This is a genomic window from Streptomyces sp. NPDC041205, assembly GCF_055591765.1.
Genome location: NZ_JBVIZH010000002.1, coordinates 1,553,251 through 1,565,657 on the forward strand (window position 1 = coordinate 1,553,251; position 12,407 = coordinate 1,565,657).

At 69.2% G+C, this 12,407-nt stretch carries 12 protein-coding genes and 1 rRNA gene; 3 read left to right on the plus strand and 10 right to left on the minus strand.

Translation table 11 applies throughout. The features are described from left to right. Positions 1–167: 167 nt before the first annotated feature. Positions 168–455, minus strand: a complete 288-nt coding sequence (locus ACZ6BG_RS14085) for a glutaredoxin family protein (protein WP_469000084.1) — start codon at positions 453–455, stop codon at positions 168–170. Positions 456–596: 141 nt separating this feature from the next. Here ACZ6BG_RS14085 and ACZ6BG_RS14090 point away from each other — a divergent pair, with 141 nt between their 5' ends. From ACZ6BG_RS14090 to ACZ6BG_RS14100, 3 genes are all read left to right on the plus strand, one after another. Then, complete coding sequence (locus ACZ6BG_RS14090) at positions 597–1,556, plus strand: HAD family hydrolase (RefSeq protein WP_469000086.1); 960 nt, start codon at positions 597–599, stop codon at positions 1,554–1,556. A gap of 396 nt (positions 1,557–1,952) precedes the next feature. Beyond that, the gene (locus ACZ6BG_RS14095; protein WP_030361087.1) at positions 1,953–2,726 is read left to right on the plus strand and encodes an ECF subfamily RNA polymerase sigma factor, BldN family; all 774 of its coding nucleotides are present in this window, start codon (positions 1,953–1,955) and stop codon (positions 2,724–2,726) included. Between the two features lie 304 nt (positions 2,727–3,030). After that, complete coding sequence (locus tag ACZ6BG_RS14100) at positions 3,031–4,308, plus strand: DUF5667 domain-containing protein (RefSeq protein WP_469000089.1); 1,278 nt, start codon at positions 3,031–3,033, stop codon at positions 4,306–4,308. Between the two features lie 212 nt (positions 4,309–4,520). On the opposite strand, the gene ACZ6BG_RS14105 is transcribed toward ACZ6BG_RS14100, so the two are convergent. From ACZ6BG_RS14105 to rrf, 9 genes are all read right to left on the minus strand, one after another. Next, a complete protein-coding gene (locus ACZ6BG_RS14105; protein WP_469000091.1) occupies positions 4,521–5,663 on the minus strand; it encodes a lysophospholipid acyltransferase family protein in 1,143 nt (380 codons plus the stop codon). Positions 5,664–5,677: 14 nt separating this feature from the next. Further along, positions 5,678–6,778 (minus strand): NAD-dependent epimerase/dehydratase family protein, encoded by a 1,101-nt coding sequence (locus ACZ6BG_RS14110; protein ID WP_469000093.1) that lies wholly within the window; start codon positions 6,776–6,778, stop codon positions 5,678–5,680. Positions 6,779–7,177: 399 nt separating this feature from the next. Then, positions 7,178–7,276, minus strand: a complete 99-nt coding sequence (locus ACZ6BG_RS14115; protein WP_003948845.1) for a 30S ribosomal protein bS22 — start codon at positions 7,274–7,276, stop codon at positions 7,178–7,180. 131 nt (positions 7,277–7,407) lie between these two features. Continuing rightward, positions 7,408–7,617 (minus strand): helix-turn-helix domain-containing protein, encoded by a 210-nt coding sequence (locus tag ACZ6BG_RS14120; protein WP_157164103.1) that lies wholly within the window; start codon positions 7,615–7,617, stop codon positions 7,408–7,410. A 129-nt stretch (positions 7,618–7,746) separates the two neighbouring features. After that, positions 7,747–8,562, minus strand: a complete 816-nt coding sequence (locus ACZ6BG_RS14125) for a phosphatase (protein ID WP_469000098.1) — start codon at positions 8,560–8,562, stop codon at positions 7,747–7,749. Between the two features lie 401 nt (positions 8,563–8,963). Further along, entirely contained in the window at positions 8,964–10,136 is a 1,173-nt protein-coding gene (locus ACZ6BG_RS14130) for an acetoin utilization protein AcuC (RefSeq protein WP_469000100.1), read from the minus strand. Next, a complete protein-coding gene (locus ACZ6BG_RS14135) occupies positions 10,087–11,322 on the minus strand; it encodes an MFS transporter (protein WP_469000102.1) in 1,236 nt (411 codons plus the stop codon). The genes ACZ6BG_RS14130 and ACZ6BG_RS14135 overlap by 50 nt, the downstream gene beginning before the upstream one ends. 110 nt (positions 11,323–11,432) lie before the next feature. Next, positions 11,433–12,077, minus strand: a complete 645-nt coding sequence (locus tag ACZ6BG_RS14140; RefSeq protein WP_469000106.1) for an HAD family hydrolase — start codon at positions 12,075–12,077, stop codon at positions 11,433–11,435. A 62-nt stretch (positions 12,078–12,139) separates the two neighbouring features. Next, positions 12,140–12,256 (minus strand): 5S ribosomal RNA (rrf, locus tag ACZ6BG_RS14145). Between the last annotated feature and the right edge of the window lie 151 nt (positions 12,257–12,407).

Consider the following 12,407-nt stretch of genomic DNA (forward strand, 5'->3'; position numbering starts at 1 on the left):
CCTGGAACCGGCGCACGGCCAGCAACGACACTCAACCGACGGGGGCAAAACCGCACACACTCCTCACGATCCTCGCCCCCGAGACCTCAAAACCGACCCCCGATGCTAAACGACTTTCCGGACAGCTCCGGACGTCATAACCAGCCATCAGGTCCGGCGACCCCGCACTACCCCAGCAACTCCCGCCGCAGCCGCCCCTCGTCCACCCGCCAGAACGTGTGCTGCTCCCCGTCCACGAGCACCACCGGAATCTGCTCCCAGTACTCCTTGTGCAGCGCCTCGTCCACGGTGATGTCCTTCTTCTCCCAGGCCACCCCGAGCTCACCGCAGACCCTCTGCACCACGGCCTCCGCGTCGTCGCACAAGTGACACCCGGGCTTGCCGATCAACGTCACCAGGCGGTCACCCGGCACCTTCTTCGCTGCGCCGCCGCCACGGCGGAAAAGAGGACTCATACCCCCAGCTTCCTACGCGGCGCCGCCCGCCCGGCACCGGCCCGCGCCGCACCCCAGTGTGACCAGCGCGACACGGATCGTTGACGGGTTCGAATCCCTCCATTCACAGGGGGACCGAACAGAGTGGCTATGCTCGACGGCATGGCCGCTCTGGGTTGGCTCCACCCCCGCAGGCGCTCCGCCACCGCGCGCAGCGTGCTGGCAGGCGAGGCCTCGGCGGAGGCAGCGCGCAAGTCGTCACAAGAGCTGGAGGAGCTCGACGACCGGGCCGAAGACGCCCCGCCCGAGGAGGCAGGCCCCCCCGAGGCCCCCGAGTTCCCGGTCGCCGGCGACGAGAAGGCCGCCGCGTTCTTCGACCTCGACAACACCGTGATGCAGGGCGCCGCCCTCTTCCACTTCGGCCGCGGACTGTACAAGCGGAAGTTCTTCCAGCGCCGCGAACTCGCCCGGTTCGCCTGGCAGCAGGCGTGGTTCAGGATGGCGGGCATCGAGGACCCCGAGCACATGCAGGACGCCCGCGACAGCGCCCTGTCCATCGTCAAGGGCCACCGCGTCGCCGAGCTGATGTCCATCGGCGAGGAGATCTACGACGAGTACATGGCCGAGCGCATCTGGCCCGGCACCCGCGCCCTGGCCCAGGCCCACCTCGACGCGGGACAGAAGGTCTGGCTGGTCACGGCCGCACCGGTGGAGACGGCCACGATCATCGCCCGCCGCCTCGGCCTGACCGGCGCCCTCGGCACCGTCGCCGAGTCCGTGCACGGCGTGTACACGGGCAAGCTCGTCGGCGAGCCGCTGCACGGCCCCGCGAAGGCCGAGGCCGTCCGCGCCCTGGCCGCCGCCGAGGGCCTGGATCTGGCCCGCTGCGCCGCGTACAGCGACTCCCACAACGACATCCCGATGCTGTCGCTCGTCGGACATCCGTACGCGATCAACCCCGACACCAAGCTGCGCAAGCACGCCCGCGCCCGCGAATGGCGGCTTCGGGACTACCGCACGGGCCGCAAGGCCGCGAAGGTCGGCATCCCGGCCGCCGCGGGCGTCGGCGCCCTCGCGGGCGGTACTGCGGCCGCGATCGCCCTGCACCGCCGCCGCCACTGACGGCAGGCCGCCCCCAGGGCGACCACTCACGGTGACCATCTCGCGCGGAGGCCCCGGAATCCGGGCCTCCGCCGCCTGCCGTGCGCGGAAACGACGGCAATCGTTCTGTCTTACCCGCCACGCCCCCCGCCAGTCCCGTTCGTTCAACTCGGCCACAACACGCCCCGCGCCCACCCCGAATGCGCGCTAATCCGATCAACAACCGTTCAATAACCGGTGCTTGATCGACCGCCGATCGGTAACAGAAGCGACGTAATCGATGATTTGAGCAACTGGGTGTAGCGCTGCCTGTACGAAGCGTTATTCTCCTCAGACGCATAACGGACCTTGCACGTCGCTACGACGGGTGAACGGTTCGGTACTGCAAGTGATGGAAGCTCTGCCTCTGGGAGTCCCGTGTACCCACACGTCGGGGTTGACGCCTCGGGCCTGGCTACGCTGCGCGCGACGGTCGTGGACCGCCTGCGCGGCTTCGTCCCCACCGCGTACGCCGTCCCCGCCTTCGCCGTCCCGGCACCCGCCGGGCCGTGCTACGCCCTGGCGGACGGCGGTGCGGCTGTGAGCAGACGGACCCGCTCCGCCGCCGCCACGACCACCCACCGCCGCCCCGCGGCGGACAGTGACAGCGCCCGCATGATGGAACTCGTCGAGCGCGCCCAAGCAGGCGAGTCCGACGCCTTCGGCCGCCTCTACGACCAGTACAGCGACACCGTCTACCGCTACATCTACTACCGCGTCGGCGGCAAGGCGACCGCCGAGGACCTCACCAGCGAGACGTTCCTCCGCGCCCTGCGCAGGATCGGTACGTTCACCTGGCAGGGCCGCGACTTCGGCGCCTGGCTCGTCACCATCGCCCGCAACCTCGTGGCCGACCACTTCAAGTCGAGCCGCTTCCGCCTCGAGGTCACCACCGGCGAGATGCTCGACGCCAACGAGGTCGAGCGCAGCCCCGAGGACTCCGTCCTCGAGTCCCTCTCGAACGCCGCGCTCCTGGACGCGGTCCGCCGCCTCAACCCCCAGCAGCAGGAGTGCGTGACGCTGCGCTTCCTGCAAGGCCTCTCCGTGGCCGAGACCGCCCGTGTCATGGGCAAGAACGAAGGCGCGATCAAGACCCTCCAGTACCGAGCGGTCCGCACCCTCGCCCGACTCCTCCCGGACGACGCCCGCTAGCGCCGCCCGCACGGCGTCCCGCCACCGGGCGCGACGCCCAACTCACCATCCGTGACGGCCTGCTGGCCGTCACGGACTTTGCCGAGCCCTTCGCGGTCCGATCATCTTTCGTCCGTAACCCAAGTGCCGCGACGCTCGTTGTGCGGGATGCAGGCTCCCTGTGGTTGCGACCTGACCTTCCCCGAGCTCTCCGAGAGCGAAGGGAGGCGCCATGCGCTCACTCGAACGTGTGGAAGTGTTCAGGGCGTGCAACCCTCAGGACCCCCTGGGGAGTCGACCGTCATGACGAGAGGAGGTGCCGCCAGTGATCGCGAACGTATCGGCACACCGGCGGGCGAACGCCTTCGCCCAGGCCCTGGAGGAGCAGTCCGACCAGGACCCGGCGGCCGAGCAGCCCGAAGATTCCGCCGCGACCTCGGTGGCCGCCCGAGCCGACACCGCGCCCCCCGGCGCGGCCGAGCGCGACCAGATGCTCGCGCTCGCCGACGGACTCGCACGGCTGCCCGCGCCCCAGCTGGACCCCGAGGTCAAAGTGGTCCAGCGGGCCCAGCTGGTGGCCGCCATGGAAGCCATGTTCGCGGAGGGCACGGCGACGGGCGACGGCACAGGCCCTTCCGTACCGGAGCAGCGCTCCCGAAAAGGCGCCAAGGGCGCCCACCGGGCCAGCCCCCTGCGGAAACTCAAGCCCCGCACACGCCTGTCCAAAGGCATCGCCGCCGGCGGCCTCACCGTGGGCGTCGCGGCCGGAGCCTTCGGCGGCGTGGCCGCGGCGAGCGGAGACGCCCTGCCGGGCGACTCGCTCTACGGCCTCAAGCGCGGCATGGAAGACCTCAAGCTCGGCATGGCCGACAGCGACACCGACCGCGGCCAGATCTATCTCGACCAGGCCTCGACCCGGCTCAATGAGGCCCGCCGCCTGATGGAGCGCTCCCGCTCCGGCCACCTCGACCACGAATCCGTCGGCGAGGTCCGCCGCGCCCTCTCCGGCATGCGCCACGACGCCTCCGAGGGCCACCGCCTCCTCCTCGAAGCGTACGAACGCGACGGATCACTCGGCCCCATCCAGGCCCTGTCCGCCTTCTCCCAGTCCCACCGCGGCAGTTGGAGCGCCCTGCGCGAGCGGCTCCCCGTCCAGCTCGGCGACGTCGGCGAGCAGGTCAGCTCCGTCTTCGACGCCATGGAGCAGGAAGTCGAGCCGCTGCGCTCCCTCTTCCCCAGCAGCAAGCCCGACAAGGGCGGCGCCCCGGACCAGGGCCCCCGCCAGGGCTCCTCCACCGGCACCCACCGCGAGAACCCCGCGCCCCGGGACTCCGGCGAATCCGGCCGCGACCAGTCCCCCCGCAAGCCGAAGCCGTCCTCCCCCGGCCACAAGGAAAGCCAAGAAGGCCTCCTCCCCGGCGTCACCGACGGCCTCCTCGACCCGCCCTCCGAGAAGGCCCCCTCCTCCCCCTCCGACACCCACGAGGAAAAGAAGGACCCCACCACCAGGCACCCCAAGCCCGGACAGCCGGAAGTGACACTCCCACCCCTGCTCCCCGGCCTGCTCCCAGAACTGGGCATCGAGGGCGAAGACCAGAACTAACAGCCCTCACAGCAACCACCGTCCGTCGGGCACCTCTCCCCAGCCCGACGGACGGCTGCGTTTGTCGGCAACTCTTCAGCCCACCGCGGCGAAGTCTCAGCCCCTCCGGCGTTTGAGGACGAGGCGCGAAGCGCCGATAACGGGGGCCCGGGGGCGCAGCCCCCGGTTACGGGAAGGGGCGGGCTTGGGGAGCCCCCGGCAGGGCCCCACCCCTAGAAGAACACCGACCTCCGCTGCACCAACAACTTGTACAACGTGTGCTGAATCTGCTCCCGCACCTGATCCGTCAGATTGAACATCAACATCGGATCCTCAGCGGCCTCAGGCGGATACCCATCCGTAGGAATCGCCTCCCCGAACTGAATGGTCCACTTCGTGGGCAACGGCACCGCCCCCAACGGCCCCAGCCAGGGAAACGTAGGCGTCAACGGAAAGTACGGAATCCCCAACACCCGCGCCAACGTCTTCGCGTTACCGATCATCGGATAGATCTCCTCGGCCCCCACGATGGAACAGGGCACAATCGGCGACCCCGTCCGCAGCGCCGTGGAGACAAACCCACCCCGCCCGAACCGCTGCAGCTTGTACCGCTCACCAAAGGGCTTCCCGATCCCCTTGAACCCCTCGGGCATCACCCCGACGAGCTCCCCACGCTCCAGCAACGCCTCGGCGTCCTCCGCGCAGGCCAAGGTATGCCCGGCCTTGCGCGCCAGCTCATTGACGACCGGCAGCATGAACACCAGATCGGCGGCGAGCAGCCGCACATGCCGCCCATGCGGATGGTTGTCGTGCACACCGACCTGCATCATGAGGCCGTCCCACGGCAACGTCCCGGAATGATTGGCGACAATCAGCGCCCCACCGTCGGCGGGGATGTTCTCGATGCCCTTCACCTCGACGCGGAAGTACTTCTCGTACAGCGGCCGCAGCAGCGACATCAGGACCTGATCGGTGAGCTCCTCGTCGTACCCGAAGTCATCGACGTGATACTCGCCCGTCAGCCGCCGCCGCAGAAACGCGAGGCCACCCGCGATCCGCCGGTCCCAGCCGCCGCCACCCCCACCGCGCGGCTCCGGCACGGAAGCCGACTCCGCCGCCGCGCCCTGCCCCGCGCTCCGGGGCCCGGTGGGACGCGCGCCCGCGTCGACCGACCCGACGGCCCCCGCGTCCAGCGGCTCCGCGCCCGGAGCGGCACCCTCCGGCACATCCCCGTTCAACCGGCCGGGGACCGCCTTGACCTCGCGCACCTTCGCCCCGTCGCCCGGACGGCGCGGCCCGGGCCTGCGACGCCCCGGCCGCTGACCGGCCCCGCGCGACCGGTCGTCGTCGAACGGAATGACCTTGGCGTCCGCCATCGTTGACGATCTCCTCAGTTGGCGCTGTGGTGGGCACTGTTGTCGGCATCGCGTCCGCCGCCCCCGGCACCGGACTTCGTGCCGCCCCCCGCGAACGGCAGCGCCGCGATCCTGTCGACGGCCCCGGCGAGCGCCGCCGGGGGCAGCAGGCCGGGACCCCGGCTGCGTACGAAGTCCGCGAAGGCCTCCGCGGTCGTGTACTTGGGCCTGAACCCCAGTGTCTCGCGCATCTGCCGGGTGGCCACCACCCGGCCGTGGGTGAGCAGCCGGATCTGCTCCGGTGAGAAGTCCGTGGCACCGAGCGTACGCAGGGCCGCGCCCACCCATGTCACCGCCGGCAGCAGCACCGGCAGCGTCGGCCGCCCCAGGCGGCGGGCGCACTGCGAGAGCAGCAGCAGCCCCTCCCCGGCGATGTTGAACGTGCCGCTGTTCAGCGTGCCGCGCCGCGGGTCGTGCGAGGCGAGGCGCAGCACCTCGACGGCGTCGTCCTCGTGCACGAACTGCAGCCGCGGGTCATAGCCGAAGACCGTCGGCAGCACCGGCAGCGAGAAGTACTCCGCGAGCGGCGAGTCCGCGGCCGGCCCGAGGATGTTGGCGAACCTCAGCACACACACCGCGACGTCCGGCCGCCGCCGCGCGAAACCGCGCACATACCCCTCGACCTCGACGGTGTCCTTGGCGAAACCGCCGCTGGGCAGCGACTTCGGCGGTGTGGTCTCCGTGAACACCGCCGGGTCGCGGGGCGCCGAACCGTACACATTGGTGCTGGACTTCACCACGAGGCGCTTCACCGCCGGCGACTTCTGGCAGGCGCCGAGCAGCTGCATCGTGCCGATGACGTTGGTCTCCTTGACCGAGCCCCGGCTGCCGCCCGCGAGCGCGGTGCCGGTCACGTCCATGTGGACGACCGTGTCGACGCGGTGCTCGGCGAGGACCTTGGTGATGGTGGGCTGCCGGATGTCGGCCTGGACGAAGTCCGCGCCGCCGAGATGGTGCTCGGGCGGGACGGCGTCGACGGCGACCACCCGGTCGACCTCCGGATCGCGCTGGACACGCCGGACGAACCTGCCGCCCAGTTGCCGGGCCACCCCGGTCACGAGCACGACCTTGCCCAAGATCAGCGCCGCCTTTCCCCAGCCCGCGAGGCGCGAGCATGCTCCCGCCCCGCGGCACGTCTGAGCATTACGTCCGTGGGCCCACGCTAGCGGGTGGATGTTGCGCTGTGATGACCGCGGGACGTACGAAGTGACGACGGACACACTCCGCCGCAAAGATCAAGCCGTTCGCCCGGCTTTGAACTGTTGAATCCCCTATGAACGACAAGACCCGACCCGCCCCTGAAAGTTCTGGCCTGAACTCATGGGCCTCGACGTACGGGCTCGACATACGGGCTCGACCGCGCGGGCCCGAACCCACGGGTTCGAGAAGCCGGGCCCGAACGTACTGAGGCCCTCCCGTCGGACGACGGGAGGGCCTCAGTACGTTCACTTGCGTTCGCTGACGTCAGCGGTCGCTTACTTCTTGTTGCGACGCTGAACGCGCGTGCGCTTCAGCAGCTTGCGGTGCTTCTTCTTCGCCATCCGCTTGCGCCGCTTCTTGATAACAGAGCCCACGACTACCCTCGCTCACTTCTCGGAACATCCCCACATCGCGGGGACATCGGTGCGGGGCGTCTGGGCCCACACGACCTACGTCGGCCTAGCCTACCCGCCCTGGCGCCGAGCCTGTAATCGAGGGACATCGATCAGGCTGTCTCCACCCCCACGTAAGAGTCGCGAAGGTACTCGTGAACCGCGTTCTCCGGGACTCGGAAGGACCTTCCGACCCGAATTGCGGGCAGATGACCACTGTGCACCAGCCGGTACACGGTCATCTTCGAGACTCGCATCACCGCGGCGACCTCCGCCACGGTCAAAAACGCAACCTCGCTGAGAGGCCTCTGGTCAGCAGCCATGACACACCTGAACCTTCCGCACATGACGCGCACCGGCTTCCCCTTCCGGTGACTCTTCGTCGCTGTGCGCTCACTCCCCAGAGTAGGGGCGGGTGATGCGAGTGGGGAAGAGGAGCTGCCATCGGCCGTTTACTGTGACAGACACGCTCGATTGAGTACATAGCGAGTAAGCGGTCGGTAGTAATCAGACCGCACAGCGTCATCAAGCGGAACGACGACGGACACCCGCCCCTCCGCCTCTCCGACGAACAGCGCCGGATCGTCCGTATCCGCCAGACCGATCGCCTCAAACCCCAGCTGACCTGCCCCGCAGACCCAGCCGTGGTCCCCGATGACCAGCTCGGGCAGCGGCCCGCCGGACTCGGCCTGGGCCGCCAGGGCCCGCCGAACCGGGAGTGGAGAATGGCTGTGTGCGCCGGTCTCACTCCCGGTGGGACGCACGCCGGGTTCGCGCACCAGCGCGACGCCTTGTACGTAGTCAAGGTTGTACGTGCGTAGGCCGAACCGGGTCGTTATGTCGACACGACAACCCTGCGCGGGGGTGAGAATCGTGCATCCCGCCGCCGACAAGGCCTCGGCCAACGCGGCGTAGAAGCCAAGGAGCCGATGCGGGTGTCCAGTCCCGAGCAGCACGGGAACCCGGCGCCCGGCCGCCTCCCGCAGCCGCTCGGCGAACGCGTCCAGGGCCGCCAACGTCCGCTCCGGGTCGATGACATCGGCCCCCGTGGTGTGCCGGGGGTCGTCCGACACCCCGCACTTGTCCGCCATCAGCCGCAGCAAGTCTCCCGCGCCCCAACTCCATTCGGGGTCGAGCCCGAGAAGTATCCGCGGATCCCGCGCCGCGAAGAGCCGGTAGCTCCGCAGGCTCTCCTCCCGCGACGTGGCCACGGGCCCGGCGAGCCGGGCCGCCAGCAGATGCGCGCGCAACGCTCCGGTGCTCAACACGCCCCGATGTTGCCGCACATACCCCCACGGAACCCCGAAAACCCAGAAAACACCCCACAGTCGGGCTAACCCCACCCACTTCCCCCACCACCTCACCAACCTCATGGCTCACGGCTCATGGCTCACGGCTCACGGCTGGCAGCCAACAGCTCACGGTCCAAGGCTCACGGCCCGCAGCCAACAGCTCATGGCCCAGGGGCGACGGGCCACGTGCCAGACCTCAACTGCCGCAGCCCGCACGTCCCAGCCCGCCCCGGCGAAGTCTTCAGCCCGTCCGGCGTTTGAGGACGAGGCGCGAAGCGCCGATCAGCGGATCCCCGTCCCACCCGAAGGCGAGTCCCACCCTTGGGGTCCAGGGGCAAAGCCCCGGTCTCGGGAAGGGGCGGGATTGGGGAACACCCCTAAGCCAACAACCCCCGCAACGGAAACACAGCCCGCCGAGCAGCCAACACAGCCTGATCCACCCGATCCGCGGGGTCGTACCCTTCGTCCCACCCCCGCCACCCCACAGGCCACCGCCCATCAGTCATCCGCCCGGGCCCAAGCATCCGCGTACGAGCAAACACCTCCCGCCGCCACCCCTCAGGCACCTCAGCCGAAGGCTCGATCTCCCGCCCAGCCGCGACAGCGACCAGATGCGTCCAGGACCTCGGCACCACATCCACCACGGCGTAACCACCTCCACCCAGCGCAACCCACCGCCCGTCCGCGTAGGAATGCGCCAACTCATGACAGGCGACCTGCACAGCCCGCTGCGCGTCCAACGAGACGGCCAAATGCGCCAACGGATCCTCGAAGTGCGTATCCGCCCCGTGCTGAGTGACCAGCACCTGCGGCCGAAACTCAGCCAACAGCTCAGGCACCACGGCGTGAAACGCCCGCACCCACCCCTCATCACCCGTCCCCGCGGGCAGCCCCACGTTCACCGCGCTCCCCGCCGCCGACTCCGCCCCCGTCTCCTCGGGCCACCCGGTCCCCGGAAACAACGTCCGAGGATGCTCGTGCAGCGAGATCGTCAGAACCCTCGGGTCGTCCCAGAACGTGGCCTGCACCCCGTCCCCGTGGTGCACGTCCACATCCACATACGCGACGCGCTCGGCCCCCAGCTCCAACAGCCGCGCGATGGCCAACGACGCGTCGTTGTACACACAGAACCCCGCTGCGCTCCCCGGCATGGCATGGTGCAGCCCACCTGCGAAGTTCACCGCGTGCAGCGCGTCCCCCTGCCACACCGCCTCGGCGGCACCGACCGACTGCCCGGCGATCAGCGCCGACACCTCATGCATGCCGGCGAAGGCGGGGTCGTCCTCGGTCCCCAGCCCATACGCCCCGCGCGCCGACGCGGGGTCCGCGGAGGCCGCCTTCACCGCGTCGATGTAGTCCTCGCGGTGCACGAGCCCCAGCGTCGACTCCCCGGCACGCTTCGCCGCGACCACGTCCAGGTCGCGGTCGAGACCGAAGGCGTTGATCAGGCTTCTCGTCAGCGCGAGCCGGACCGGGTCCATGGGGTGCTCTGGACCGAAGTCATAGCCCGTTACTGCCTCGTCCCACATCAGTTGTGCGCGGCCGCTCATGACCGTCACCGTATCGGTCCGGTCCGGGAGCGAACGACCGGGCCGACCAGAAGATCACAAGCACCAACACCATGGGAACGACCATCGCCCCGCGGTAGTTCCACGCGTCCCCGAGCCCGCCCACCAACGGCGAACCGATCAGGAACCCCACGTAGTTGAAGACGTTCAGCCGCGCCACCGCCGTGTCCGACGCCCTCGGGAACAGCCGCCCCGCCGCAGCGAACGTCTGCGGCACGATCACACACAGCCCGATCCCCAGCAGCGTGAAGCCCAAGATCCCCGTCCAGGCCCCCGGCGCCACCGCCACCACACCGAACCCCGCCGCCCCGACCACCGCGCCCCACCGCACCACGGCGACGGCCCCGAACCGCCTCACCCCCAGGTCCCCGACTCCCCGCCCCACCAGGTTCATCACCATGTAGACGTTGTACGGCACCGTCGCCAGCTGCTCCGAACTCCCGAGCACGTCCTGCAGATACTTCGCGCTCCAGTTGGAGACGGTCGAGTCCCCGATGTACGCACACGTCATCACAAGACACAGCGGCCACAGAACCTTGAGCCCCACGCCCCCGCCAGCACCCCCTGAGCCCCCGTCGGCCTCCACACCCCCGCCGCTCTCCCCACCACCACCCGCGTCGACGTACCACCGACTCCCCGCCAACACGGCCGGCAACAGCACGATGACCACCGGCAGATACGACACCAGCAACGACAGATCCCAGTGCGCCCCCACCCACGCCAGCGAGGCCCCCACGATCCCGCCCAGGCTGTACGCCGCGTGGAACCCGAGCATGATGCTGCGCCCGTACGCCCGCTGCAGGCTCACCCCCAGCATGTTCATGGACGCGTCCAGCGCCCCGACGGCCAGCCCGAACGCCCCGAGCGCGACGGCGACTTGCCACACCGAGTCGCCCGCACCCGCCCCGAGCAGGGAGAGCAGCACCACGGGCTGCGACCACCGCAGCACCCGACTGGGCGGCACCCGCCGCACCAGCCGCTCGGTGCACACGCTCCCGACCCCCGCCAGGATCGGCACGGCCGCCAGGAACACGGGCAGCAGTCCGTCGGATATCCCGTACTGGTCCTGCAGCGCGGGTATCCGTGTCACCAGCAGCGCGAACGTGACACCCTGCACCAGGAAGCCGAACGCAAGGGAGGCCCTGCCACGCCGCAGCGTTTCCGTCATGACCGCGAAGCGTAGATCCCCGCTCTACCCGTGGGTAGATAGATCACCTCACGACTTTCCCCAGCCGCTCGCGTAGAGCCTCCCGTCCCGACTGCTCCCTCAGCGCACGCTCACGCAAGCAGTTCGGGCAGCGCACGCAGTTCGCTGAAGAGCCGAGTGGCATCACGAAGCCGCTCCGCCGGGGTCATGGCGGTGAAGCCGCAGACATCCATCCCGGCCGCGAGCGCCGCCTGCACCCCGAGCGGGCTGTCCTCCACCACGACGCACTTGTCGGGAGCGACGCCCATCCGCTCCGCCGCGTGCAGAAAGAGATCCGGGGCCGGCTTCCCACGTCCCACGTCCTGCGAGCTGAAGATCCGCCCGTCGTCGAACCATTTGTCGAGCCCGGTCTTCCGGTGCCCGACCCGAATCCGCTCATGGCTGCCGGAGGACGCGAGACAGAAGGGGACGCCCTCAGCGGTCAGCTTCTCCAACACCTCCACGGCCCCGGCCATGGGCTCGAGCTCCCGCTTGAAGGCAGCGAAGACCCGCTCGTGAAAGACCTCGTCGAAGTCGTCCGGCAACCGCTGCCCCGACCGTTCCAGGACCAGGTCGTGGATGCGGTGCATGGCACCACCCATGTAATCCCGCAGGGATTCCTCGTACGAGGTGGGGTGCCCGAGTTCCGTCAGGTACGCGGCGAGGATCGTGTTGGAGATCGGCTCGCTGTCGACCAGGACACCGTCATTGTCAAAGATGATCAATTCGTATCGCATGCCTAGACCCTAAACGCAGAAAACCCCCGCACCATGAGGTGCGGGGGTTTCCCTTAAATTTAGTTCGGCGGCGTCCTACTCTCCCACAGGGTCCCCCCTGCAGTACCATCGGCGCTGTAAGGCTTAGCTTCCGGGTTCGGAATGTAACCGGGCGTTTCCCTCACGCTATGACCACCGAAACACTATGAAACTCTCAACCGCACCACACCGTGACCATGGCATGGGGTTGTTCGTGGTTTCAGAACCAACACAGTGGACGCGAGCAACTGAGGACAAGCCCTCGGCCTATTAGTACCAGTCAACTCCACCCCTTACAGGGCTTCCATATCT

Excerpts from the sequence above, each read along its gene's own strand:
- ACZ6BG_RS14085 (WP_469000084.1), bottom strand. The coding sequence starts at position 455 with ATGAGTCCTCTTTTCCGCCGTGGCGGCGGCGCAGCGAAGAAGGTGCCG.
- ACZ6BG_RS14090 (WP_469000086.1), top strand. The coding sequence starts at position 597 with ATGGCCGCTCTGGGTTGGCTCCACCCCCGCAGGCGCTCCGCCACCGCG.
- ACZ6BG_RS14105 (WP_469000091.1), bottom strand. The coding sequence starts at position 5,663 with ATGGCGGACGCCAAGGTCATTCCGTTCGACGACGACCGGTCGCGCGGG.
- ACZ6BG_RS14120 (WP_157164103.1), bottom strand. The coding sequence starts at position 7,617 with ATGGCTGCTGACCAGAGGCCTCTCAGCGAGGTTGCGTTTTTGACCGTG.
- ACZ6BG_RS14130 (WP_469000100.1), bottom strand. The coding sequence starts at position 10,136 with ATGAGCGGCCGCGCACAACTGATGTGGGACGAGGCAGTAACGGGCTAT.
- ACZ6BG_RS14135 (WP_469000102.1), bottom strand. The coding sequence starts at position 11,322 with ATGACGGAAACGCTGCGGCGTGGCAGGGCCTCCCTTGCGTTCGGCTTC.
- ACZ6BG_RS14140 (WP_469000106.1), bottom strand. The coding sequence starts at position 12,077 with ATGCGATACGAATTGATCATCTTTGACAATGACGGTGTCCTGGTCGAC.